Raw genomic sequence first — 23,304 nt, forward strand, 5'->3', positions numbered from 1 at the left:
AGAAAGCCGATGATCAAGGACATCTTGGCCATCGTCGATGACGGCGATCACGCACAAACCTTCCTGAAGACGGTTGCCGAGCTCGCGGCGGCTCGTGAAGCGACGCTGGAGGTCGCCGCGCTCACGCCCGCTCCGACAGCCTCGCCAGGGACCGCGCCGTTCGGAACGCTATACGTTCCTGAGTGGGTGTTGATGGGCGACGATCAGGCCAATGTCGAACGGGTGCGCGCTCATCTCGCCGCCGCCGGGTCATCGGCCGAGATCTTCGGCCTGCATGACGACATCGGCTGGCTTGCCGGCAATCTCAAACGAAGGCGGCAGGTGGCCGACCTGATCGCGATCGGCGCGCGCGAGACCTGGGCGAACCCGTGGCTGCGCAGACGCGTCGCAGAGACGCTCATCCGGGCCAGCGGAACCCCGCTGCTGATCCTGCCTGAAGAGCAGACGCTCAAACCTGTCCGTCGCGCAGTGCTCGGGTGGAAGGCCGGACCTGAGGCAACCCGTGCCATGCACACGCTGGTGCAGTTGGCTGACCCGGGCGCGCTGATCGATGTCGTGACGGTCGGCACGTCCCTGCACGCTTGCGAGGGCGAGCAGGAGGCGCACGCCGAAGTCAAACGACACCTGCTCCGGCACGGTTTCGACGCTCAGGGGCACTGGGTCGTCAACGACGACAAGAGCGAGGCGGAGACGCTGACTCTCTATGCGCAAGAAATCGGTGCCGATCTGATCGCGATCGGCGGGTTCGCTCATTCCCGCATCCGCGAGATCCTGCTCGGTGGGGTCACCGGCGACCTGCTCGAGCGCACCGAGACGCCGCTCGTGGTTGTTGGTTAGAGACACTTCCTCGCGTCGACAATGAGGCACAAACTGGCGCGACGACGTCTTCGCCCGAGGCGCGATTAACATTCGTTAAGCACTTTATCCTAACACTCTCGCATGCCGAACGTGACCCTCTTGCAAATACTGAGGAAGGAGCTTGCGCAAGCGTCACTTCTCGCCATCGCCTATTTCATCGCAGCCTATGTAGCTGTCACCTACACGCGCGTGGGAGGCGGCGTTGCCCTTCTATGGTTCGCCACGCCGTTGCTGGCGGTCGATCTCCGTTATCGTCCGGAGCGCTCCTGGACGCTGAGGCTGGTGGGCTGTGCAATCGCAAGCGCCCTCGCGACCACCATCCACGGACTTGGCTTGCAGGTGGCCCTTCCATTCGCCCTGCTCGGCGTTGCGGAAGGGGCTGCGATCGCCTGGCTCATGCGGCGGGTCGAGCCGACGCCTCGTCACCTCACGTCCCTGCGCGAACTCGGCCTTTTGCTCCTGGTCGCTGGGCTCGCGGTCCCGGCCGCGACCGCGCTACCGGCAGGTCTTCTTGCGCATGGGGCCGCAGACCTTCCTGTTTGGCGCAACGCGTTCAACTGGTTCGTCGCCCATTCGCTGGGCACACTGACGGTCATGCCGATCGTCAAGCTGGTAATCGGCGGGGACGTCACGGCGTGGAGCAAGGCAGTGCGCCGGAGAGAGCTTTATGAGCTCGCGGCCCTAACCACGCTGCACGTCACGGTTGCGGTGCTCGTCTTCGCTCAGACGCAGCTGCCGCTCCTGTTCGTGCCGCTGCTTCCGTTGATGCTGATGGTCTTCCGGTTCGGCCGATTAGGCGCCGCCTTGGCGCTACTATTGCTGACGATCATCGGCTCGGTATGCACTGCTCGCGGGCTGGGACCTGTTGCGATGCCGGAGCTGAGTGCGGGCGGCAGAATCCAGCTTATCGAACTCTACCTTGCCGTCGCGACGCTGATGGCGCTTCCCGCGGCGACGGAGCTGAAGCGGCGGAAGATCCTTTTTTCGGAGGTGCAGGAGCAAGCCGCCCTTCACAAAATCATTACCGACCGCAGTGGCGACATCATCATGGCGGTCACTGCAGACGGCCGGATCAGCTTCGTATCTCCATCGCTGATGAAGATCGCCGGCTTTGCGCCCGAAGCAGTAGTCGGCAAACTTGCGCGTGAGATCGTCTCTCCTGAGGACGTGGAGCAGATCGTCGACGCGCACCGGCGCGCTATGCTTTCGCCGGACCAGACCATCATTTTCGAGTTCCGGGCGATGAAGGCGTCGGGAGAGATGGCATGGTTCGAAAGCCATGCCTGCGCCATTTCGGACGAGCATGGCCAGGCGAGCGGAACCGTGAACGTGGTGCGGGAGGTCTCGCGCCGCAAGGCGGTCGAGCTCGACCTCGCCCGCGCCGCTGCGACAGACGCGCTAACCGGTCTTCCAAATCGCCGTGGCCTAGAGATCGCTAGGGAGCGGCTCGCGCAGGCAGGCAAACCTGGGCAGCAGTTCCTCGCCCTCTTCGACATAGATCGCTTCAAGGCGGTGAACGACACGTTCGGTCACGCCTCGGGCGATGATGTACTTCGAACCTTCGCCTCTGTGCTCACAGCGAATACCCGCGGCACGGATGCAGTCGCACGCCTTGGTGGGGAAGAGTTCGCTGTGCTCTACTTAGATGTGAGGCTGGCCGAGGCACGCGCCGCGTGCGAACGTATTAGACTGCAGTTCGCCGCCGAGCGGCTCGCCCTGCCGGATGGCAGGCAGGTGGCCGCGACCGTAAGTGTCGGTCTCGCTCCGATCCCGGACGACGGTGATTTGGAAGGCGCGCTCATTGCAGCGGATCAGGCACTGTACCGTTCCAAGAATGCCGGAAGGAACATGCTTTCGTTAGCGGCTTGAATCGCGTGGCATCCAACGCCGACCTCACCCAGATTCAAAGCGCACCGATAAATCACCTCCGCCAGTTTCCGCAGACCGAGGCTCGGCATGAGCTTTTCCTGAGCCCGTCCGTGCCCGATGCAGCGCCGTAACGCGCTTCACCTGCGCTATGCTGCATCCCGCCAGCTCGGCCGTGCGCGCGATGCTCATCCCTGTCTCCCGCAGCCCAACAATGCGCCTGTGCAAGGCGATATCCGGCTTACGGCCGTTGTACCGCCCTGCTCGCTTGGCGAGCTCGATGCCCTCTCGCTGGCGCTCGCGCCGGGTCTCATAGTCGTCTCGTGCGGTCTGAAGCGCGACGCGCAGCAGCATGTCCTGCACCGCTTCGAGCACGATGCGCGCGACACCGGCGCTGTCAGCGACAAGCTCGGACAGATCGACGATGCCTGGCACGGCTAGCCGCGCGCCCTTCGCCCGGATCGTCGCCACCAGCAGTTCGGCTTCGGGTAATGGCAGACGGCTGATCCGGTCGATCTTCTCCGCAACCACCACCTCGCCCGGCTGCAGGTCAGCAACCATGCGTAAGAGCTCTGGCCGATCAGGCCGCGCGCCCGACGCCTTCTCGCGGTAAACCGCCGCGACGTAATAGCCTGCTGCGCGCGCACCGGTGACAATTGCTTCCTGCCGGGTCAGGTCCTGCTCGTCGGTGCTTACGCGCAGGTACACGCGCGCAGCGCGGATCGGGTTCGTCATGCTGGCTCCGTTCGGTACACCCATGTGAGCCACCACTGCGGCAACCGGCTCGGAATAGCAAACGCCGATCCTGTCGAGCCTAGCTCAGCAAGCCAGGTCTAAGTAGCTAATGGCGCTGATATGAACGACGACTGATCACCAAACGCGCTGAAGTGCGCTGCTTCGCGCTATCCGTCAGCGCCAATATCCGGTATGATCCGAGAGTTGGGTCAGCCAAGCGAGTTCAGTGCAGATGGAAGCACAGAGGGTCAAGATCGTGGACGGTGGTAAACTCGTGATCCCGGCGGCCATGCGCCGTGAGCTCGGGATCACCACGGGTGATACCGTTCTCGTCGATGTCGACGATGGCGAGCTACGGGTACGTTCCGTGCCTAAGGCGCTCGAAAGGGCTCGCGCGATCCTTCGCAAATATGTGCCCGAAGGCGTCGGTTTGGCTGACGAGCTGATCGCAGAGCGCCGGCGCGAGGCGGAGCGTGAGTAGCAAGGTCGTACTCGACGCCTCCGCCCTGCTCTGCCTTCTGAACGACGAACCTGGGGCGGATCGGGTAGTCGACGTCCTGACCCGCAGCATTATCGGAACGACCAACCTCGCCGAGGTCGTCTCCAAGCTTCGGGACCGAGGATTGCCGCTCGACGAGGTACGTGAGGCTCTTGGCGGGCTGCACCTCGATGTACGGCCGCTCTCTCCTGCCCAGGCGCTCATCATAGGCGACCTGCGACCGTCGACGAAGGCGCTTGGACTTTCGCTTGGTGACCGAGCGTGTCTTGCCTTGGCGATTGACCTACAAGCGGAGATGTTCACGACGGACGGGCCGCTGGCGAGCGCTGAGGTCGGCGTCACCATCACCAACGTACGGCCGCTGGCCGATTAGCCGCACATTCGTGCTTTTGGGTACGGTACGCTCAGGCAGGCGAGTTGTGGCGGAACAGAGCGGCTGCCGTCCACTGTTTCGGGCGCAGATCCACTCTTTTCAGCTGCTGCTGTAGGTAGGATGGCGTCCACCATTTTAGGGAAACCTACAGATGGCGGCTTGCGTTTACCCCCTCGCCTCTTCGCTATCATGGTGGCATATATAACTCCTAATGCCACCACACGCGGGCTTTGCCATATGACGCTACAAGTTAACATCACACCAAATGGTCGTATGAGCCTGCCGGTGGGCATTCGAAAGCGCCTAGGGCTTGAGGATGGCGGTGCGGTCCTTGTCGAAGAAACGCCGGACGGAGTTATCCTGCGCACCGTGGAGCAGGCGGTGGCAAAGGCGCAAGCAATCGCCAAGCGCTACGCACAACAGCCCGGCGCGTCGGTCGATGACTTTCTTGCCGTACGGCGCGAGGACAGCGGCGAATGACCCATGTCGTTCTCGATGTCTCGGCGATCCTCGCACTGTTGAAAGGCGAGCGCGGTGCCAGCAAGGTCGGCAGCGTGATTGCGGATGCCTCAGTGTGCGCGATCAATCAGGCGGAGGTCATCAGCCACTTTGTTCATCTAGGCGCGCCGCTTGACGACGTGCGGGCGATGCTGGCGGCCCTGCCCTATACCGTCGTCGCGGCGGATGATGCGCTCGCCTGGGATGCCGGTAACCTGCGCGCTGCCACCTCATCGGCCGGGTTGTCGCTGGGCGATCGCTTCTGCCTCGCTTTGGCCAAACGCCTCGGCGTCGCGGCGTACACCGCCGACAAAGCGTGGCGCGACATAGCAGGCGACGTGGCCGTGAAGATCGTGACTATCCGGTAGGTTGTGAGGTGCACACCGAACCGCCCCCATCTGCCGCACTTGAGGCGTGGCTCGATGCCAACGGGACGATCGAAGATCGCTACGGTCACCTCCTGCTCGAACAGATCAAGCCAATCGACAAGAGTCTGATCGACGCTCTTCGCCCGTATTTTGAGTCAGCTCATCTCGACGCGCGCGAACATTTTCATAAGCAGGTCGGCATCGACCTTCACCCGGACGCTGGGGCGGCGGGAGCCCATGCCTGCTATCCAGACTGCCTGCCGGCCGTCGCCCGGCGTGGCCTATTTGGCGAAGTAGTCGCCGGCTTGGTAACCCAGGCCTATGCAGAGGAACTCGTCGGCGAGCATCAGTGGTCGGTCCCGATCTTCCTTTTCCGCTTCCATGCCGATGTGGAGAGCTATCTGTGGGACCTTCGCTACGATCCATCCCGCAAGCGCCAGGTATTCGGTCGCTTCGGTTCCGACTTCGTCGGGGTACGGCTCGACGCGGCCGGGAACGTGGTCCGGGTCATCGTCGGGGAAGCAAAGTGGCGCGCCTCCCTTACCAACTCGGCCGTCGCCGCCCTCCTCCATGGCGAGAAGAACCTGAAAGATCCGACTACGGGCAAGAATGTCCACAACGGTCGTGGCATTTGGTTTGAGGTGAATCGGGATAGCGTCGTTCCGAAGGGCTTGCGTCAGCTGCAGCGCCTGCTGGAGCTGCGGGATCCCGTGAATCATGCGACCGCCATTGCGTCCATGGACGCCGCGATCACCGCGACCGTACCCACGCTTGCTCGGACGAACCTCGTTGTGATCGCCGGCAACGCCGCAGCGACCCGCAAGAAACTGAATGTGCTGATCCCGTGGAAGAAGCCGCCGGCAGACTACACCGCCCCGCATGACTTGCAGGTTGTCGAGTTGATCCTTGAAGGCGGTGAGGCGCTGATCGACGGGCTGTATACCTCTATGTGGAAGCCCTGACGCCATGTCCGAAGAGATGCGGCGTGCCGTCGCAGAGCAAGTTCGCACTTCGCTGGCCATCGAAAACGCGTTATCCCGCCCACAGGCTCGCGCCTTCGTGCGTTGCTTGCAGACGACCTGGCAGGTTCCCACGATCCATTGGTCGGCGCGTGAGTCTGAGAGTCAGCTGAGTGACGCGCGCCGTCTTCTTCATGCGGCGCACATTTTCCGCACAGTGGATGGGCCGACGTGCCCTGGCGCTATCGACTGCTATCGCCGCACGGGCGAACTGCTTGAGTGGTTGGCGCGGGCAGATGACGGCCTGCGCACGATCGTACCAATCGAATTGCTCGCGGCCGGTGCCTACCAACTTGGCGGTTTGCCGGCGATGGCAGCCGGCTTGCTCGCCCAGGTGCCGTCCGATCAGGATGGGGTCAGCCTGCTCGCTGCCTTCCTGCGCGCCGACTTCGACGATGTCATCGCGCGCGCCGCTAATTTCTGGAGCGAGCACCCACATCTCACCCAGCCTGACCAGGGAACGTTGCTCGCAACCGCGCTCCTCGAATCCGACGAAGCCGGCGAGGATGGCGATCGCGTCACCTGGTACTTCACCATCGAATTAGTTCGCACTGTCGGCCTCATCGCCGACTGCCTCCGCCGCGGTGACGATCCACGCCTGGATCGCGCAATGGCCAAGTTGCGCGCGCTCGACGAGATGGCAGCTCGGACCTTCAGCGACGATGCAGCGCTCGTTCTTTCCCTGATCCGGGATGTGGCCGATCGCTTCGTTGCCGCCTCCATCTACAAACCCCTGCGCGCATTAGCTGTGCTCCGGCCAGAGCGGCTTTCCAAGCTCACCGATTACGCGCGTGACCAATTCAGTCGCGGGCGCGGTATCCTTTGGACATCGCAGCTGCAGGGACTGGAACGGCAACTACGCGACGACTCCTTCGCGCTTTGCACGCCGACCGGATCAGGCAAGACGTTGGTGGCCAACATGGCGATCGTCAAAGAATTGCTCCTGCGTGCGGAGCCCGCAGCGATCGGACCGTTGGCGCTTTATATCGTTCCCTCTCGCGCGCTGGCGAACGAGGTCGAGGCGAAACTGACCTCGGAGCTTGGTCGAGAGTGCCTGATTACGGGTCTGTATGGTGGCGCCGACTGGGGCATCACGGATGCCTGGCTGACGACCGACCGTCCGGTGGTGCTTATCGCTACGGTCGAGAAGGCTGACGCGTTGATGCGCTATCTCGGGCCCATCCTCATAGCGCGCATCAAACTCCTCATTATTGACGAAGCCCATCAGGTCGTACCCGACGCTGACGAGTCCACCCGCGTAAGCTTCGCGGAGCATAGCAATCGGGCCATCCGGCTCGAGACGCTGGTTTCGCGTATCGTCGCGCGACAGCCGGAGGTCGTACGCATCGCGCTCACCGCCGTTGCAGGGGGGGCCGCACAGCCCGTTGCGCGCTGGATCGAAGGCCGCGGGGATGCTCAGGCCGTTGGCGTCCGCTATCGCAGCACCCGCCAGGTTATCGGGGTGCTGGAGACCGCAACGAACGCATCAGGTCGTATCCTGCTCGACCTCATGAACGGCCGCCCGCTTTACCTCCGGGGCGAGGAAGACCCGGTGTATCTTCCCCTCCGCGTTGCACCGATGCCTCAGCTTCGCTCGCAGTGGCGCAACAGCCTCAATCGCTTCAACACGTTGAGCGTTTTGTGGACCGCCCTGCATCTCGTAGAGGAGGATCAGCGCATCCTGATCTCGGTCGCGCAAGAGCCCGAACAAACGATGCGCTGGTACAAAGAAGCGCTTGAGCTGCCAGCTTGGCAGGCGATCGTCAATTTTACGCCGCCCCGGGGCCGCCGTGGTGAGCGCTTTGACGAGGCGCGAGCCGCTTGTCAGGACTATTGTGGAGCCGATAGCTTCGAGCTTTTCCTGTTGGAACGGGGAATTGCCACCAGCCACGGTCAGATGCCGCAGCGTCTCCGTCGGTTGATGGTGGAGATGATCGATCAGCGTATTTGCCCGATAACGGTCGCGACGGCGACATTGACGGAGGGTGTGAATCTTCCGTTCGATCTCATATTTTTGACCTCACTGAAGCGCACATCGTGGGATCCAGTCGAGGAGGAGCAGATCATCGCTCCGCTTAGTACGGCGGAGTTTCGCAATCTTGCCGGACGCGCTGGGCGACCTGGTGCATCGCGAGGGATTGAAGGACTGACCCTGGTCGCTCTGCCCCGCCAAATTTCAACCACTGCCACTGCGAGCCGCCCCATACAGCGTCGTCAGCTGGCAACCTTGAGTACGGAATACGACCAGCTGCGTGATGCGCTTGTAATAGAAGAGCGTGATGCCGATAGTGTGCCCAGCCCCCTGGCGATGCTGCTGGAACTGATCTGGGATCGCGCGCATCGGCTGCTGCAGGTATCGCCAGACGACTTCCTCAACTGGCTCGAGGCGACGGCGCCCACGACCGTCAGCGCAGCAGCCGGCACTGGAGCGACCGACCCTCGTGCCCGACTTGCGGATGCCATGGATGAGCTTGATGGCTTGGCGTTGGCGGCCGTGGAGGAACTTCAGCAAAGCGATACTGCTGCAATGTCGCGCGCGCAGATCGAGGCACATCTGAAAAGCGTTTGGGAGCGCACGTTCAGCGCAACAGCAACCGCCCAAGAAGCATGGCTTGAACAAGCATTTATTCGTCGCGGTTCCGGCGTAGTCACCCAGCTCTACCCTGACCGTGCCGAACGCACTCGCCTCTACCAATTTGGCTTCACACCGGTGATTGGTCGCCGGTTCGAGGGAGTAGCGACCGCGATACTTGCGGAAATCAGCAAGGCGGTAAACTACGGGACCGCTAGTCCAGAAGAACGGATCGACGTGTTCGAGCGGATCGGCGATCTCATCAAGGACGATCGCGGCTACGGTTTCCGCGTCCGCCGGACCGATACCGATGAGCGTCTGCTTGACCGCTGGAATGACGTCCTTGGGTGGTGCCTCAACGAACCTGATGTAACACCCCCTGCCCCCGATCAACTGCGATCTTGGCAGCGTTTCGTCGCCGACAACCTCGAATACCGTCTTGGTATGGCGTTGGGAGCCGTCGTTGCGCAGGCTTGGTCGCTGGGGGCAGCCGATCCGTTAGCCATCCCTAGCTTGAGTGATTGGAAGGCTACGACCGGTCTTCCGTGGTTCGGCTTTTGGGCACGGGAACTCCTACGCTGGGGTACGCACGATCCATTCATCGCCTTCTGTCTATCTCAGGGTTTGGCGAAGACACGGGATGAAGGCGCGAACCGCCGCGCCGACTTTAATCGCTGGCTGACATCTGCTGAACCAGCCCCCGAACCGGACGCGTTCATCGATCCGCAGCGCTTCCTCGAGTGGCAGAGGTCACTCGCCAGGAAGGCCACCGAGGACAAGCCGACTGCGCAGTTTGACGCCGTGCTGACCGGCACCAACGGACAACGCGGGCACTATGCCGTGGTACCCGTACTGCGGGATAATGAGGTTGTTTGGATCGACCCAGCGGGCTTTGAGCTTGCGATCACTCCGTCGGCACATACACTTAGCCGAAAAGCACGCCGGAGCGACTACGCGCTCAACACCGGTTCGGCTAACCCCACCGTGTCACGGCGCTTTCGTCCGGCGTAGTCCCTCGCGGCGTTCCCTAAGAAGCCAAACTTAGCAAATCGACCCAGCCAGTCTTTTGGGCATACCTCTGAAAGACTGGAGCGCGCTCAGTCTCGTTTCCGTCAAACGACGTTCAAAAAGGACTGGACATAACAAGACCGTTCATCAAGCACTGAGGTACGTTCGTCCGGGCCTATCTCCGCGCATCGATCGCTGAACAGGACGCCAACCGCGCTCGCGCCGCGCTGGATGCGTTCGCCGCCTCACATGGCCTCCGGATCGCAGCGCGCTATGTCGAACACGAGAGCGGCACTCGCCTAGCCCGACCGGAGCTTTTTTGACTACCGGACGGGCTGGACAACGACATCGGTCTAGCGGCCCACTGGACCCAACGTGCGCCGCAAGAGCATTGACGAAGCGTGGCGTCCTGCGGGCGTGGCCCAGCCTTGCCGTGATCCTGCGTTGAGCGCCGCGCCTCGATGCAGACTGTGGGACTTACACGAAAAACTTGGTAGCGCTGCATCATGCCAAAGGTAATCATCGCCGATAACGTCAGGCTGCCTCTCGCCGAGCTTTTCGGCGGAAGGCTCAAACAGCGTCGCCTTGCTCACAACATGACGCAAGCCCAACTCGCCGAGCGGACCGGCAGCACGGCCGCCTACATTTCGCAGGTCGAGCGCGCACAGGCCAATCCGACGCTCGATCTCATGGCGAAGATTGCCGAAGTTCTCGACACCGATGTGTGGGATTTGCTTCGTCCGAACAACGACTAGGAACCTAATCACTCCGAATTAATCGCTTCTTGCATCCAAACACGGCGTTGTTCCTTTTACGCTGGCCTCCTAAATCCAATTGGGTAGCAATCGACTGCTTCGAGCAACCGGACAAAGCGGTATCTGGTCTATCGTATGGAGTGTCGGCGTGAGCGATGGTAAAGCGATGCGACGTCGCTTCGGTCTGAGGATCGCGGCGCTGGCAGATCGATCCGGGCTCTCTGTTGAAGTCCTGGCGGCGCGGGCGACACTTTCCGTGCAGCGCATCAAGGATATCATGGGCGCGACGTCAGACTGCGTGACGTTACGCGAGATGACGCTGCTTTCTAATATCCTCATCACCCCCGTCGCTGATCTTCTTGCTCCTTCTGACCCGGTCGGGATCGTACCGTTCGAGAAAGTTGAACAAGGTGGAGCGCGACACGCGTAGCTCCTGGGCGACATCGGTTGCCGTCGCCCCCGGTGACTCCAGCCTCGATTTGATCGCAGGCAGATCATCTGGGTCGAGAAGCCGTTTGCGCCCCCGCGACGCTGTCTCGGGATGTGTTTTTAACCCGTGCAAATAACGATGGTGCCCATCAAGGGCGCGGATCAGCGCGTGAAGCTTGTCGTCAGGTGCGGGTTCGATGACAACGCCCGCCGCTACGATCTCGAACGCGATGCCGCGGCGGAGCATCCGGTCGATAAGGCGGATCAACGTCGGGGTGGAAAGTGTGATACACGACAGATCATAAACCACGACCCTGTCGCCGGCCTCAAGTTGGAGACCGCTGCGTGCGAGCAGATCGCCCAGCTTGTTGAAGCTCTGACGGCCCGCAACGACGATGAGCGCCTCGGAGTTCATGGCGGCCTTCTGATCGTCGATCGTCGCCGATCCTTGGCATTCCGCGAGGAACGCGACGACTTTTCCCACCCCTGCCCTCCTCTCGATGAACGGCGCCAGCGCCACCGTGTGCCGGGCGCGAATTCTGTAGGTCAACCATAGGCTCCGAGCAACACGGTGCGCGTCGAAGACCGGCCTGACCACGCAACCGCCGGCACCCAGGAAGGCCGTTAAAGCGACTCTGCCGAATTTCCATCTTGCGTCATTTTCGTTTTAGAGTTTATTTGGACTGCACCAGATGGACGGAGCATCATGCTTCCAGCGGCACTCACAGCGAAGGCAATCCAGCTCTGCGCAGCCATGGTTGGACCCGCTCAGCCAATCTCGGCGGGGTCCTTTCCGGTTGCCGTGATCAGCGGCGCTACCTTGCTGCGAGAGCCGCAGAACCTCGCGGATGCGGAAGCGACGGTACGCGACCTTCTCGCCCTCAGGGCCGACTTCACCGCGGGTCCGCTCCAGATCGCGGGGCGCCATTTTACGACCTTCGGGGTCACTCCATCGACGGTGTTTGATCCATGCAGTCTCGCGCGTGTCGGCGATGGCGGCCGCGGATCGCCGCTCGCCGGTACCGAAAGCGTATCAGATGTGGTCAGCCTGCTTCGCAAGGCGTTCGGCGCCCGCGTCACCGATACGATCCGACCGGCGAATGCGACATATGGGGCCCGCTACAGCTGGCACAAAGTCGGACAAGCCGTCGACTTCGTGCCGGCTGGCGGCGTCGGGACGATCGATCGTTGCCGGATCCGGGCACTGATGGCCCAGCACGGCATCCGGATCATCGAGCTCCTTGGCCCAGGCGATCAAGGGCATTCCAATCACTGGCACGTCGCGTTCGCCCGCCCGGGACAGACCATAGACCGGACGCAGCACATCGAGGACGGCGAAGACTGGTTCTTGGACGTCGCGCGGAACGGTAGCGGGCAGCAACCCGCCGGAACCAGGCAGCTGGACGCGGTCCCCGAGGGGTCGGTTGCCGAGCCGAGACCTGCGGCGTGGGACGTCTTCGCGACGACCGGTCCTCGTTCGCTTCAAGGAGGTGGATGATGCTGGCACGGACTCTCAAGACGATCTCGCAGAGCGCAGCGGGCGTCGTGATCCCCCTTGCCGGCGTGTTGGCGATCGCGGTGCCACAGCCGGCACGCGCGTCCGACTGGGGTTGTCAGGTCGTTCTGTGTCTCGCGACACCGGGCTCGCCGACGACCTATCCCGCCTGTGTGCCACCAATTACGAAGCTCTGGCAGCATCTCGCGATCGGTGGCGTGTTCCCCAGCTGCATCGGCGTCGGCATCCGGACGCGTCAAACGAAACATGGCTACAGCCTCACCGTCTCTAAGTCAGATGGAACGACGGCACGCTACCAGCTCGACACGCGCTACCAGACGGTGACGTCCCAATGAGCTACGACGTACCGGCCATCATCGCCTTGGCGAAAGCCTGCGCTCCCGAGATCGCGACCGAAGCGATCGTGCCGCTCGTCCTCACCGAGAGCGGCGGCGAGCCGTTGCAGATAAACGTGAACAAGGGTCCCCGTGTTCGCGCAAGAACAGTTCCGGAGGGAGCGGCGCTGGTACGCCGCTATATCGCGGCGGGCTACACGGTCGACGTCGGCCTCGCCCAGATCAACTCAGCAAATTTCACCCGTCTCGGCGTGACGATCGAGAGCGTGTTTGAGCCATGCAATAATCTTCGTCTTGCCTCGGTGATCCTGCAGCGCAGCTACGACACCGCCGCCCGGCATTATTCGGGGTTGGACGCGATCTCTGCGACGTACTCGATGTACAACACCGGGTCCCTCACCCGTGGTCTACGCAACGGCTATGCAGGCCGCGTCTGGTCAGCCGCGGTGAACCTGGGGTCCATTGAAACCGCTCCAGCCCTGCCAGGAGTTGACACTGCTGCGGCGACACGCGCGGCTTCGGCGGCACACCCAACGCTGACAGCCCAAGACCAATGGGTCGTCGGCCCGCTTTCGCCGACCACAGTCACGGTGTTCAAATGAGCGGCGCCAACAGCATCGTCCGGGACGACCGAATGCCTGTGGTTCCAGCCGAGCCGGCCGGCTTCGAGCTACCACCGGCCCTGGCCGGGCGATACGACGTTCGTGTCGTTGACGGTGCCGATGGCGAGCAGCGGATCGGTCTCTTCCGGCCCACTGATCGCGATGGACCCTCGATCGAGATCACGAACGATCGCATCGTTGCGCGAAGTGAGGACGCCGAGACGGTGGCCGCCCTCGTGACAATCGCGCAGCATAGCGGCTGGGATCGCATCGCGGTCGACGGGTCGCCGGAGTTTCGGCAGGCCGTTTGGGAGGCCGCGACCCGCGAAGGACTTAGGGTCAGTGGCTACGATCCCAGCTTCAACGAGCAAGAGCGCGTGGAGCAGGCCAGACGCGCATCGAAGGAGCGCCGCGAGCGCGACGCTCAGCAGGGAGCCGCTGCCCCGCCGCGCATTGACATTGTCGGCGAAACACATCCCAAGGCAGCGATGACTCCGCCGGAGGCGGATGGCCGCGGCGCGCTGCGCGACGATGACGGAAACGCGTTATCGAGCGGCGACCGAAAGCTCCTCCTCACGGTCAGCCGGCATATCGAGGACCGCAAAAGTCTCGATGCGCCCCTGCGTCCAGGCATGGATGCTTTCGATCGCGACGTTCGATCGGAGCGCCTCGATCATAATCGCGAGGCAGTAAACACGTCTCTGGAGCGCGCCCTCGAGAGCCCAACGCTGGCTGCGGCGTTCGAGCAGGTGGGATACGGGCCGGACCGGTTGCGCTCACTGGACATGGTCGACGAAAGCCATGGCGAAATCGCCGACGCGATCGCTCGCGTGCGATCGGGGATGCACCGCGAAACCCCTCATCTAGAGGCAAGCGAGCCACAGCGCGCCACCAGCGCCATTGCCGATGAACTAGAAGACGCCGCCCGCACGAAGCATTCGGCCGCCGGCAGCGGAACGCTGATCGACCGAGAGCCGACTGTCGGGGAACGTCAGGACCGCGACGCGAGTGCGAGACAGCGCGAGAGCGAAGAACTGGCGGAGATCTTTCTGAACGGGACCATCGATCGCGTCTCGGCCGATCCACGGCTCGCCGGCGCGCGCGAGGCACAGGCCGCGATGGAGCTCCATATCGGCGAGGTCTTCGGCGGTGATGCGGGCCGCATGGCAACCGCTAACCTCGAAAGCCGACAGATGATTTCGGACGTGCTGCGGCGGGGGTTCGAGGTTTCAGTGCGTGAGCCGACCCCGGTTCGACAGGTCGAGCCGATCCAGATCCGATCCGACATGGAGCGGTAGAGCTAGCGATGGAGACCCCTATGAAGTTTACGTCGAACATGGGCAGGCTGATGTCCGATCGTCGTGCCCGGCAACTGATCGGCGTCGCCGGCATGATTGCTCTCGCCGCGATCGCGCAGCCGGCACTTGCCCAGAGTAGCGGAACCGCAATCGAAGGCGGGCTCAACACCATCAAGGACTGGATGGTTACGGTTGCCGGCGTCGTCGGTGTGATCGCGGTCATGGCAGTCGGTTATGCGAAACTAACGGGCCGCATGGACTGGGGACGCGCCGTCACCGTGCTGATCGGCATTGGCATCATCTTCTCGGCGACGACGATCGTCGGCTGGATGAGCTCGGGTGGCTGAAGCCGACAAATTGGCGGAAGATAAGGTCTTCCTCGCCTTGACCAGGCCGTCGGTCTTCATGGGACTGCCGCTCGAGGCGATCATGCCGATCATCATGGTCTGCATGGTCCTGTGGGGGATCATGCATAACCCGTTCTATCCCCTGGCATTGTTCGGCGCGCTCTACTTCCCGGCGCGGATGGTCGTCCACTACGACTACAATGCCTTTCGGTTGTGGGGCCTTTGGTTCCAGACGGTTTTCCTGTCGAAGAACCGGAAGTTCTGGGGTGGCGGGAGCTATTCTCCCGTCCGCCTCGGGAAGGCCGTTAGACGCAAGCAGTTCGGCAATGACTGACACCCGGCTGCAGCACAAGCGCGTTGCCGTGCGCGAGACGGACGACGTCAAGTTCATCCCCTACACCCGGCACGTCGACGACACAGTCGTAGCCCTCGAAGACGGCTCGCTGATGCGACTATATCGCGTCGACGGACGGCCCTTCGAGACGAGCGATATCGCCGACCTCAACACCTGGCACACCAAGCTCAACATCACCTGGCGATCGATCGGTGACGATCGTGTCGCATTGTGGACGCATCTCGTTCGAACAGCGACCGATCCGGTCCTCGGCGGTGACTTCCATTCGGATTTCGCCCGGCGGCTGCAAGATCGCTACTCTGAGGCGTTGAGGGAGAAGGTCCTCTACCACAACGAGTTCTATGTTGCGGTCATCGTGCGGCCATCGAGCATGGCCGGCGACCAGGTAGCGCGCTTCTTTGGACGACGGAGTAGCCCCGACGAACTCGACACGCGCGCGTTGGCGATCATGGCGGACAAGTGCCGCGACTTTGAAACGCTGCTGGCGGACGCCGCCCCCGAGCCACTGTCACTCTATGAACATGACGGCATCCTGTTCTCGAAGCCCATGGAGGTGCTGCACTTCATTCTGACGGGCGACCGCATCCGCGTGCCCCTGCTGGATGGCCGTCTGGGACAGGCGCTGTACCAATCCCGCGTGGTGTTCGGCCGGGAAGCGGCCGAGATCCGGCTGCCGCACAAGTCGCATTATCTCGGGATGTTCGGCGTCCGCGAGTATGTCGCGAGCACGCGAACAGGGCAGTTCAACAGCCTGCTCAAGCTCGATTTCCCCTTTGTGCTGACGCAGAGCTTCGCCCCGCTGGTAAAACAGGCCGCTAGCGAGCGCTTTTCCAAGAAATACAAGCAGATGACGTCGTCGGATGATGCCGGCGTCAGCCAAGCGATCGAGCTTCTGGACGGCCAGGACGAACTCATGGCGAACAGGTTCGTCATGGGTGAGCATCACCTGTCGATCTCGGTAATCGACGACGATCCGAAACGGCTGCTCGAGCGGCTATCGATCGCGCGCTCGGCCGCGGCGGATACCGGGATGGTCATGGCGCGCGAAGATGTCGCGCTCGAGGCGGCGTTCTGGGCACAGCTGCCGGGCAATTTTCGAATGCGGGCACGTCCAGCGGTGATCAACAGTCGCAATTTTGCTGCGTTGAGCCCTTTCTACACGTTTCCTGCAGGACGCCGATCGGGCAACCATTGGGGTGAGGCGGTCACGCTGCTTAAGACGCGCGCCGGGTCGTCCTTCTGGTTCAACTTTCATCGCGCCGACATCGGGCACACGCTGATTATCGGCCCGACCGGTGCGGGGAAGACCGTGCTGCAGAACTTCCTTCAGGCGCAGCTCGAAAAGACCGGCGCACGGCAGATATTCTTCGACAAGGACCGCGGCGCCGAAATTTTTGTCCGAGCCTGTGGAGGCACCTACCTGACGTTGCGCAATGGCGAGCCAACCGGCTTTGCGCCGCTAAAGGGGTTGCCACCTACTGCGGAGAATATCGCCTTCCTCCGTCAATTCGTCCGCGTGCTAGTTCGTCGTGAGAACCGGCCACTCACGGTTGCCGAAGACCGTCTCATCGATGACGGCATCGACGCCGTCATGCGGCTTCCCTCATCCGCTCGCTCAATGGGCGCGCTGCGCGAGATGCTCGGCTACGCGGACGCCGAGGGGATCGGCGCCAGGCTCGAGCGGTGGTGCCAAGGCGGATCGCTAGGCTGGGCCTTTGACGGCCTGGTCGACGAGGTATCGTTGTCGGCACGGTTCGTCGGCTTCGACATGACGCAATTCCTCGAGAACCCGGAGATCCGCACGCCTACTATGCTCTACCTGTTTCACCGGGTGAACGAGCTGCTCGATGGACAGCGGGTCGTCGTCGATATCGACGAGTTTTGGAAAGCGCTGCAGGACGAAGCCTTTCGATCGTTCGCGCAGGACGGACTGAAGACCTTCCGCAAGCGCAACGCGTTCATGGTCTTCGGCACGCAGTCACCCGCGGACGCGCTGCGCTCTCCGATCGCCCATTCGATCATTGAGCAGACGGCGACCAAGATCCTCCTGCCCAACTCGGATGCGAAGCGTTCCGATTATTGCGACGGGCTGGGACTGACGGAAGCGGAGTTCCGGCTGATCCGCGAGGATCTGACGCCGGAGAGCCGCTGCTTTCTCGTCAAGCAGGGCCACACCTCCATCGTTGCCAAGCTCGACCTCGGCGGCATGCCAGATGAGCTGAAAGTCCTGTCCGGACGGGCAGAGACCCTGATCGCCATGGATGAAGCGATCGCCGTCGCCGGCGACCATCCAAACGACTGGCTGCCACTATTCTACGTTAACGAGAGGAAAAGCTGACATGCGGATCAAACGGACCTTGCTCGGCCTCGCAGCATCGGTCGGGGTGATCGGACTCGCCGCGCCCGTCGCGGCGCAGGGCATCCCGGTGTTCGACACGACGACGTATCTCCAAGCGTTGCAGACCGCCCGTCAAACCCTGACCATCGTCGACCAAGGAAGGCAGCAGATCCAGACGGCCGCCAACCAGTTACAGTCGCTGCAGAAGCTCACCAACATGAGCGAGATCGCCTCGACCCTGAACCTGCCTCAGGTGCGCAACCTCCTCCCCGACGCCAATACCGACGCAGCAACGTTGCTATCCGGCAACCTTTCGAGGCTGGGGCCGCTCGGCAACCTCGCCTCGAATATCCAGGCAAGGTACCGTCTTTCAGGAACCGGATCGTCCGACGCGGACGCAGCCTATGATCTGGCGTTGCGAAACGCCACGGGGGCCGCAGCGACGACCGCGGCACTCGGCGAAAACACCCTGAACGTGACCCAAGCACGGACCCAGGGCCTCGATCAGCTCCGCCAGCAATTGGCGAGCGCCCGCGATCCGAAGGATGTCATGGACCTGCAGGCGCGCATCGCGGTCGAACAGGCGCAGCTCCAGAACGATATGCTCAAGATGCAGGCGGTCCAGATGGCCCAAGCCGGTGCGGCAAATCTGGCCGCAAGTGCTGCGCTGGTATCCGCAGGCCGCAACGAGTCAGCGTTCTTCGAGGCCAACACGATCCGGAGGTAACATGCGTCGGTTCATTTCATTATGTGGGCTACTGACCGTCTGCGCGTGCCAACAGCAAGTCTCCATTCCCACCGCCAAGCAACTTATCGCCGATCGATCGCTGCTGACCGAGTGGCAGGGCAAATGTGACACTGGCGAATACAGCCAGCTTTCGCCGGCGCGAAAGGCCGAGTTCTGCGCGACCACGCAGGAGGCCACCATCTCCGTCGCACAGATGCAGGCGGGCAAGAAGGATTCGGATTTCTTCAAGGCGAACACGCTGAGGAAGTGATGCTCGTGCGGTGTCGGTTCGCAATATCAGGACGGGTTTAGCATGGCCGCTCCCAACATCATGACGTTGTTCACGACCATGTATGGGTACGTGGAGAGTGCCATTGCCGGTGCCGTCGCGACCTTCGGTTCGGGCCTTGTGAGCTTCGTCGCGGCGCCGCTTGCACTTGCGGCCACGATCTACTTCCTGTTGCTCGGCTTCGCTGTCCTGCGGGGTGCTATCCAGGCGCCACTCCGGGAGCTCGTGTTCCAAGCTGGAAAGGTCGGCTTCGCGCTCGCGGCGGCCAGCGCGGTCGGCTATACGACCTTTGTCGTCAACATCGCGACCGACCTGCCAGCCCAGATCATCGCGGCAGGGTCGGGGACGCCAGTCACCAATCCGGGCACGACGTTCGATACCTATGTTGCCGACACCGGCAAACTCGGTCAGCGAATGGTCGACGCGAATACAAAGGTCCAGGCGCAGGCTTCGCGCGGCCTGACTGACTTCCGGACGCCGCTCATTCAGCTGACGTGTTCATTGGTCACCTATATCTGCATCGCAATCCTATACGTCTTTGCGTTTCTGTCGGCGTCGATTGGTTTCTGCATCGTCATCTTCGCCAAGCTGTCCGTTTCGATCTGCGTTGCGCTCGCGCCACTTGCTCTTGCCTGCTTACTGTTCAACTCCTCGCGGTGGCTGTTCGATGGCTGGTTGAAGCAGACCACCAACTTCGTTCTCCTGATGGTCATCATGGCGATCATGACGAAATTCATCACCGGCCTGCAGGAGGCCGCGATGGACGGCATCCTGGGTTCAATTGGCGACGGTACCATCTTTGTCACCACCGAGAATACGTATCTGACACTCAGCGCCGGGGTCATGGTCGTGGCGACGATCTCCTGCTCAGCGATCTATATCGTCGGCTCGATCTTCTTTTTTCAGTCCCCCGCCATCGCCTCGGGGATCGCCGGCGGCGCCTCGTCCAGCGGCCATGGCTTTCTGATGACGGGTGCGAACATGATGGCCAATCGCCTGATGTTCCGGCGCGCGACCCAGGCTGCCACTCCAGCCAATCGGGCGGCGAGCGGCGGTTCGATCAATCGCGCGGCATGACCATAGCGATGAGCATCGTCCAGATCGGATCCAGGCCGCTGGATCCAGCATCACCAGCATTGGAGATCGTATGAGAGGCTTAGCCCTGGTGGCGATCGGCACGATCGCGCTTAGCGGATGTGCCGGCGCGCAACTCAAGAAGCCGGCGGTCTGCGACGGCAAGCATCGACGGCCAGCGAACGCCTACGGCAGCGTTCTTCCGACGCTGCCGATCCCCGTGCCTGTATCGCAAGCGGCGGCACGATCAATGATCGCCCCGCCATCCGGCTCCGCGCCACCGCAACAGCCTGCGTCTGCCCCCGAGATCCCGACGCTACGAGGCTCGGGCACGCCTTCCTCATCGTCGGGCCGCGAGATCCTAGGTCCGGCGGCCAAGCCCCGCCTGTCAAACCGGATCGTCGCTCGATCCTACCTTCCATGCTGATCAGGGGGACGACGCCATGCCGGCGGTGAAGGCCGAGAAGAAGGACGAGTATTTTCAGACGTCACGGACCTGGGAATACGATCGCTTCCGCGCTGCCGCAGGACGCGAGAAGCTCGCTTGGATCATCGCGGCAGTCGCGGTGGTATTGGCGATTGTCGCGGTGGCCGCCGTCGCGATGCTGACCCCGCTCAAGACGGTTGATCCGTTCGTGATCCGCGTCGACCGATCCTCGGGTGAAACCCAGATCGTCACGGCCCTGAAGGGACCGCAGCCCCGCACCTACGATGAGGCGGTCAATCGCTACTTCATCGCGCAATACGTCCGGCTACGGGAGGGCTGGCTCAACGATGCAGCACGCGAAAATGCCTATGCCGTCATGCTGATGAGCGATCAGAACGAAGCACAGCGTTATCTGAACAGCGTCCAGTCAAGCAACAGGAATGCACCGTCCAATATTTATGGTGACAAAGGCTTCGTATCGATTTCGATCCGGTCGATCAGCTTCCTCAGCCAGACCGTCGCGCAGGTCCGCTATTCCAAGATCATTACCTACGGACAGAGCGCTCCCATCGCACAGAATTGGAACGCCATCCTGACCTTCAAATTCACGACAGCCCCCGAGCATGAGAAAGATCGCAACATCAATCCGCTCGGCTTCCAGGTCGTCAACTATCGCTCTGATCCGGAGGCGTGACATGAACGAGCCATCGAACTCCCGGGTGAACCCGGATCGTGTCGTCGTCCCGTTCCTTCCGGCGCTGCGTCGGAGGGTCGAGGAGCGGCTGTCGCCTTCGATGAGCAAGCTGACCGTGACGAAAGCGGGCGCGACGAGCCGGTTCTGGCGAGGGATTGGAAGGATATGGCATCGGCTAGTCGCCTTCTCAGCGGTCGGGCTCATCGCGTCGACGATGATCCCTCGTCCCGCGACCGCCTCTGAGGTCCCTCGCCCGGGGTCGAAGGACACCCGGTTGCGAGACGTCAATTACGATCCCGATCAGGTTGTCTCGATCGTCGGCAGTTTCCGCCATGCCATCGAGATCCGATTTGGACCCGGTGAGACGATCACGCAGGCGGCGCTCGGGGATACGGTATCGTGGCAGATCGCGCCGGTCGCCAACATCGTGTTCCTGAAGCCCCGGGAACGCGCCGGGCCCACCAATTTGATTGTCGTCACCAATGCGGCAGGCGTGGCTCGCACCTATCACTTCAATCTCTCGTTGGGGACGGCCGGCACGATGTACGGCGTCCGCTTTCGTTATCTGCGCGAGGAGCGCGCGGTCGCCGCTTTGCAGGCTCAGGTCGCAGAGGCGCAGGCCGCCAAGGCGATCGAGTCTGGTATTACCACAGCGGCGCTCGACCATGCCGTGATCGAGGGTCAGCGGAACCTGAACTATACGGTGCAGGGCGACGTGGCACTGCAGCCTAGCGAGGTATCGGACAACGGTGAGTTCACTGTTCTGCGATATCCGGGTCATGCCGACGTTCCGTCGATCTTCGCGGTCGACGTCGATGGTACCGAAACCATCGTTCCCTACGACGTGCGCGAGGATTTCGTCGTGATCCATGCGGTGTATCGGGAGTTGCGGCTCCGTCGCGGCACCGCCGTACTGTGCATCTTCAACGAGGCCCCTCCCCGCAACGTCCGGGGTGACCGGACCGGCACCGTGTCCAACGTCGTCGAGCGCAAGGTGAAGGACCAATAGCATGGCCGAGACCATCATCGATCGTGGCGGGTCGATCGGCCCCGAGCCGATCGCATCGCAACAGCCGGACACCATGGTGGCGCGTAGCGGCGGCTGGGGGAATATTGCCCTTCTGAGCGCTGGGATAGGGCTTGTCGGCGCAATTAGCGGCATAGCCATCGGGTACGGTGCCTTTCATCGACCGGTGAACGCGACCAACGCTGCCGCGCCTGCGAAAGCTAGCGATCGCAGCGTTGACGAGGTGATGGCCAATCCAAATGTCCAGCGCGCCGCGCTCGCCAATCAGCTCGGCCAACCTGGCGCTCCCGCAACCGATATCTTCGGTCGTCCCATCACGCCGGCGACACCGACGGTCGACGCGAGCGGCAATGCGAATCCTGCGGCGGGTGTCGTGGCGAACCAGGGTCCGACCGCAAGTGGCCAACAGACGCCCGCTCAGCGCCGCGCGGAACAGGCAAGGATCATGGCGGATGCAGCGCGCCGATCGCCGATCATGGCGTTCGGTGCGACGGGTCCGACCCCCGAAACATCCGGATCGGCAAATGACGCGACGAGAGCTTCGCAGGATCCCGGTGGGGTCCAAGATGGCAGCGACCTCCAGACCGGGCGGTCGATGGTCGCTCGTCGTGATGTCGGCGCGAGCGGCTTCAATGACCAAGGCGAAGGCACTGCAACGGCAAAGGGCGCTACGGACCTCGGCGACCAGCTGAGCCATTCCGGCATTCAGACGGTGCGCGCGACGATGGTGGGCGACCGCAGTCTCCTCCTCAGCGCCGGAACCGTCATCCCTTGCACGCTGCAGACGGCGATAAACTCGACGCAGGCGGGCTTTGTGTCATGCGTCATCAATCACGACGTCTTCTCGGAAAACGGCCGCATCGTGCTGCTCGACAAAGGCACGAAGGTGCTCGGCCAGTATGCAGGCGGGATCACGCAAGGTCAGGCGCGCCTTTTCGTTCTCTGGACCCGGGCACTCACCCCTCGCGGCGTCGCGATCAACCTTGGTTCGCCGGCGTCTGACAGTCTTGGGCGCGCGGGATTGCCGGGCGGGGTTGATACACAATTCTGGTCCCGCTTCGGCCTTGGCCTCGTTATTTCGGTCTTGGAGGACGCCTCCAACATCGCGAGCCGGGCGGTTCAAGGGGAAGGAACCTATTCGACGCAGGTTCCGGGCAACACCGCCAATACCGTTCTTCAACAGACGATGCAGATCAGGCCCGTCTTGAAGAAGAACCAAGGCGATACGGCGGCTATTTTCGTCGCGAAGGATTTTGACTTTCGGTCGGTCTACGAAGTGCGCCTGAGGCGCTGAT

24 protein-coding genes and 1 pseudogene are annotated in these 23,304 nt (G+C 62.5%); 23 read left to right on the forward strand and 2 right to left on the reverse strand.

The annotated features are described in order from the left end of the window. Positions 1-9 precede the first annotated feature (9 nt). Positions 10-837 (forward strand): universal stress protein, encoded by an 828-nt coding sequence (locus tag GGR47_RS16605; RefSeq protein ID WP_037447240.1) that lies wholly within the window; start codon positions 10-12, stop codon positions 835-837. Positions 838-939: 102 nt separating this feature from the next. Beyond that, positions 940-2,727, forward strand: coding sequence for a sensor domain-containing diguanylate cyclase (locus GGR47_RS16610; protein ID WP_037447245.1), 1,788 nt, complete (start codon positions 940-942; stop codon positions 2,725-2,727). A gap of 24 nt (positions 2,728-2,751) precedes the next feature. Here the strand turns inward: GGR47_RS16610 and GGR47_RS16615 are convergent, their stop codons facing one another. Then, complete coding sequence (locus GGR47_RS16615; protein WP_209308654.1) at positions 2,752-3,459, reverse strand: recombinase family protein; 708 nt, start codon at positions 3,457-3,459, stop codon at positions 2,752-2,754. A gap of 232 nt (positions 3,460-3,691) precedes the next feature. Between GGR47_RS16615 and GGR47_RS16620 the strand changes: the two genes are divergently transcribed. From GGR47_RS16620 to GGR47_RS16655, 8 genes and pseudogenes are all read left to right on the forward strand, one after another. Then, positions 3,692-3,940 (forward strand): AbrB/MazE/SpoVT family DNA-binding domain-containing protein, encoded by a 249-nt coding sequence (locus tag GGR47_RS16620; RefSeq protein WP_018251286.1) that lies wholly within the window; start codon positions 3,692-3,694, stop codon positions 3,938-3,940. Further along, complete coding sequence (locus GGR47_RS16625) at positions 3,933-4,331, forward strand: type II toxin-antitoxin system VapC family toxin (protein WP_066781968.1); 399 nt, start codon at positions 3,933-3,935, stop codon at positions 4,329-4,331. The genes GGR47_RS16620 and GGR47_RS16625 overlap by 8 nt, the downstream gene beginning before the upstream one ends. Positions 4,332-4,568: 237 nt before the next feature. Beyond that, positions 4,569-4,811: an AbrB/MazE/SpoVT family DNA-binding domain-containing protein gene (locus GGR47_RS16630; RefSeq protein WP_043061471.1), complete on the forward strand. Its 243-nt coding sequence runs from the start codon at positions 4,569-4,571 to the stop codon at positions 4,809-4,811. Next, positions 4,808-5,197 (forward strand): type II toxin-antitoxin system VapC family toxin, encoded by a 390-nt coding sequence (locus GGR47_RS16635; RefSeq protein WP_043061472.1) that lies wholly within the window; start codon positions 4,808-4,810, stop codon positions 5,195-5,197. The genes GGR47_RS16630 and GGR47_RS16635 overlap by 4 nt, the downstream gene beginning before the upstream one ends. A gap of 8 nt (positions 5,198-5,205) precedes the next feature. Continuing rightward, positions 5,206-6,159, forward strand: a complete 954-nt coding sequence (locus tag GGR47_RS16640; protein WP_043061473.1) for a hypothetical protein — start codon at positions 5,206-5,208, stop codon at positions 6,157-6,159. Positions 6,160-6,163: 4 nt separating this feature from the next. Continuing rightward, positions 6,164-9,799, forward strand: coding sequence for a DEAD/DEAH box helicase (locus GGR47_RS16645; protein ID WP_147035178.1), 3,636 nt, complete (start codon positions 6,164-6,166; stop codon positions 9,797-9,799). 182 nt (positions 9,800-9,981) lie between these two features. Then, a pseudogene (locus GGR47_RS19180) lies at positions 9,982-10,119 on the forward strand (recombinase family protein); the annotation flags it as partial. Between the two features lie 183 nt (positions 10,120-10,302). Continuing rightward, positions 10,303-10,551 (forward strand): helix-turn-helix domain-containing protein, encoded by a 249-nt coding sequence (locus tag GGR47_RS16655; RefSeq protein WP_043061479.1) that lies wholly within the window; start codon positions 10,303-10,305, stop codon positions 10,549-10,551. Between the two features lie 304 nt (positions 10,552-10,855). Here GGR47_RS16655 and GGR47_RS16660 read toward each other — a convergent pair whose 3' ends face one another. Next, on the reverse strand, positions 10,856-11,530 hold the full coding sequence (locus GGR47_RS16660; RefSeq protein WP_240456340.1) for a Hin recombinase: 675 nt from the start codon (positions 11,528-11,530) through the stop codon (positions 10,856-10,858). Between the two features lie 156 nt (positions 11,531-11,686). Between GGR47_RS16660 and GGR47_RS16665 the strand changes: the two genes are divergently transcribed. From GGR47_RS16665 to virB10, 13 genes are all read left to right on the forward strand, one after another. Further along, positions 11,687-12,478, forward strand: coding sequence for a hypothetical protein (locus GGR47_RS16665; protein WP_061780301.1), 792 nt, complete (start codon positions 11,687-11,689; stop codon positions 12,476-12,478). Continuing rightward, on the forward strand, positions 12,478-12,831 hold the full coding sequence (locus tag GGR47_RS16670; protein ID WP_043061496.1) for a hypothetical protein: 354 nt from the start codon (positions 12,478-12,480) through the stop codon (positions 12,829-12,831). Before GGR47_RS16665 ends, GGR47_RS16670 begins: the two co-directional genes overlap by 1 nt. Beyond that, on the forward strand, positions 12,828-13,433 hold the full coding sequence (locus GGR47_RS16675; protein ID WP_043061480.1) for a lytic transglycosylase domain-containing protein: 606 nt from the start codon (positions 12,828-12,830) through the stop codon (positions 13,431-13,433). Before GGR47_RS16670 ends, GGR47_RS16675 begins: the two co-directional genes overlap by 4 nt. After that, positions 13,430-14,731: an LPD7 domain-containing protein gene (locus tag GGR47_RS16680; protein WP_061780302.1), complete on the forward strand. Its 1,302-nt coding sequence runs from the start codon at positions 13,430-13,432 to the stop codon at positions 14,729-14,731. The genes GGR47_RS16675 and GGR47_RS16680 overlap by 4 nt, the downstream gene beginning before the upstream one ends. Before the next feature lie 20 nt (positions 14,732-14,751). Beyond that, positions 14,752-15,078 (forward strand): TrbC/VirB2 family protein, encoded by a 327-nt coding sequence (locus GGR47_RS16685; protein ID WP_052814291.1) that lies wholly within the window; start codon positions 14,752-14,754, stop codon positions 15,076-15,078. Then, complete coding sequence (locus GGR47_RS16690) at positions 15,071-15,412, forward strand: VirB3 family type IV secretion system protein (protein ID WP_082049400.1); 342 nt, start codon at positions 15,071-15,073, stop codon at positions 15,410-15,412. Before GGR47_RS16685 ends, GGR47_RS16690 begins: the two co-directional genes overlap by 8 nt. Continuing rightward, positions 15,405-17,771: a VirB4 family type IV secretion/conjugal transfer ATPase gene (locus GGR47_RS16695; protein ID WP_043061483.1), complete on the forward strand. Its 2,367-nt coding sequence runs from the start codon at positions 15,405-15,407 to the stop codon at positions 17,769-17,771. The genes GGR47_RS16690 and GGR47_RS16695 overlap by 8 nt, the downstream gene beginning before the upstream one ends. A gap of 1 nt (position 17,772) precedes the next feature. After that, positions 17,773-18,498 (forward strand): TrbJ/VirB5 family protein, encoded by a 726-nt coding sequence (locus tag GGR47_RS16700; RefSeq protein ID WP_043061484.1) that lies wholly within the window; start codon positions 17,773-17,775, stop codon positions 18,496-18,498. Position 18,499: 1 nt separating this feature from the next. Next, the gene (locus GGR47_RS16705; protein ID WP_043061485.1) at positions 18,500-18,769 is read left to right on the forward strand and encodes a hypothetical protein; all 270 of its coding nucleotides are present in this window, start codon (positions 18,500-18,502) and stop codon (positions 18,767-18,769) included. Positions 18,770-18,811: 42 nt separating this feature from the next. Next, positions 18,812-19,864: a TrbL/VirB6 family protein gene (locus tag GGR47_RS16710; RefSeq protein ID WP_241769379.1), complete on the forward strand. Its 1,053-nt coding sequence runs from the start codon at positions 18,812-18,814 to the stop codon at positions 19,862-19,864. A gap of 440 nt (positions 19,865-20,304) precedes the next feature. Further along, the gene (locus tag GGR47_RS16715) at positions 20,305-20,982 is read left to right on the forward strand and encodes a VirB8 family type IV secretion system protein (protein ID WP_043061486.1); all 678 of its coding nucleotides are present in this window, start codon (positions 20,305-20,307) and stop codon (positions 20,980-20,982) included. Position 20,983: 1 nt separating this feature from the next. Next, positions 20,984-21,991, forward strand: a complete 1,008-nt coding sequence (locus GGR47_RS16720; protein WP_052814292.1) for a TrbG/VirB9 family P-type conjugative transfer protein — start codon at positions 20,984-20,986, stop codon at positions 21,989-21,991. Position 21,992: 1 nt separating this feature from the next. Next, positions 21,993-23,303 (forward strand): type IV secretion system protein VirB10, encoded by a 1,311-nt coding sequence (virB10, locus tag GGR47_RS16725; protein WP_061780303.1) that lies wholly within the window; start codon positions 21,993-21,995, stop codon positions 23,301-23,303. The last annotated feature ends 1 nt before the right edge of the window (position 23,304 follow it).

Source organism: Sphingomonas aquatilis, from assembly GCF_014196115.1.
Lineage (GTDB): Bacteria > Pseudomonadota > Alphaproteobacteria > Sphingomonadales > Sphingomonadaceae > Sphingomonas > Sphingomonas aquatilis.

Excerpts from the sequence above, each read along its gene's own strand:
- GGR47_RS16615 (WP_209308654.1), bottom strand. The coding sequence starts at position 3,459 with ATGACGAACCCGATCCGCGCTGCGCGCGTGTACCTGCGCGTAAGCACC.
- GGR47_RS16630 (WP_043061471.1), top strand. The coding sequence starts at position 4,569 with ATGACGCTACAAGTTAACATCACACCAAATGGTCGTATGAGCCTGCCG.
- GGR47_RS16695 (WP_043061483.1), top strand. The coding sequence starts at position 15,405 with ATGACTGACACCCGGCTGCAGCACAAGCGCGTTGCCGTGCGCGAGACG.
- GGR47_RS16685 (WP_052814291.1), top strand. The coding sequence starts at position 14,752 with ATGAAGTTTACGTCGAACATGGGCAGGCTGATGTCCGATCGTCGTGCC.
- GGR47_RS16705 (WP_043061485.1), top strand. The coding sequence starts at position 18,500 with ATGCGTCGGTTCATTTCATTATGTGGGCTACTGACCGTCTGCGCGTGC.
- GGR47_RS16655 (WP_043061479.1), top strand. The coding sequence starts at position 10,303 with ATGCCAAAGGTAATCATCGCCGATAACGTCAGGCTGCCTCTCGCCGAG.
- GGR47_RS16610 (WP_037447245.1), top strand. The coding sequence starts at position 940 with ATGCCGAACGTGACCCTCTTGCAAATACTGAGGAAGGAGCTTGCGCAA.
- GGR47_RS16715 (WP_043061486.1), top strand. The coding sequence starts at position 20,305 with ATGCCGGCGGTGAAGGCCGAGAAGAAGGACGAGTATTTTCAGACGTCA.
- virB10 (WP_061780303.1), top strand. The coding sequence starts at position 21,993 with ATGGCCGAGACCATCATCGATCGTGGCGGGTCGATCGGCCCCGAGCCG.
- GGR47_RS16620 (WP_018251286.1), top strand. The coding sequence starts at position 3,692 with ATGGAAGCACAGAGGGTCAAGATCGTGGACGGTGGTAAACTCGTGATC.
- GGR47_RS16680 (WP_061780302.1), top strand. The coding sequence starts at position 13,430 with ATGAGCGGCGCCAACAGCATCGTCCGGGACGACCGAATGCCTGTGGTT.
- GGR47_RS16710 (WP_241769379.1), top strand. The coding sequence starts at position 18,812 with ATGGCCGCTCCCAACATCATGACGTTGTTCACGACCATGTATGGGTAC.
- GGR47_RS16645 (WP_147035178.1), top strand. The coding sequence starts at position 6,164 with ATGTCCGAAGAGATGCGGCGTGCCGTCGCAGAGCAAGTTCGCACTTCG.
- GGR47_RS16670 (WP_043061496.1), top strand. The coding sequence starts at position 12,478 with ATGCTGGCACGGACTCTCAAGACGATCTCGCAGAGCGCAGCGGGCGTC.
- GGR47_RS16605 (WP_037447240.1), top strand. The coding sequence starts at position 10 with ATGATCAAGGACATCTTGGCCATCGTCGATGACGGCGATCACGCACAA.
- GGR47_RS16720 (WP_052814292.1), top strand. The coding sequence starts at position 20,984 with ATGAACGAGCCATCGAACTCCCGGGTGAACCCGGATCGTGTCGTCGTC.
- GGR47_RS16675 (WP_043061480.1), top strand. The coding sequence starts at position 12,828 with ATGAGCTACGACGTACCGGCCATCATCGCCTTGGCGAAAGCCTGCGCT.
- GGR47_RS16700 (WP_043061484.1), top strand. The coding sequence starts at position 17,773 with ATGCGGATCAAACGGACCTTGCTCGGCCTCGCAGCATCGGTCGGGGTG.
- GGR47_RS16665 (WP_061780301.1), top strand. The coding sequence starts at position 11,687 with ATGCTTCCAGCGGCACTCACAGCGAAGGCAATCCAGCTCTGCGCAGCC.
- GGR47_RS16635 (WP_043061472.1), top strand. The coding sequence starts at position 4,808 with ATGACCCATGTCGTTCTCGATGTCTCGGCGATCCTCGCACTGTTGAAA.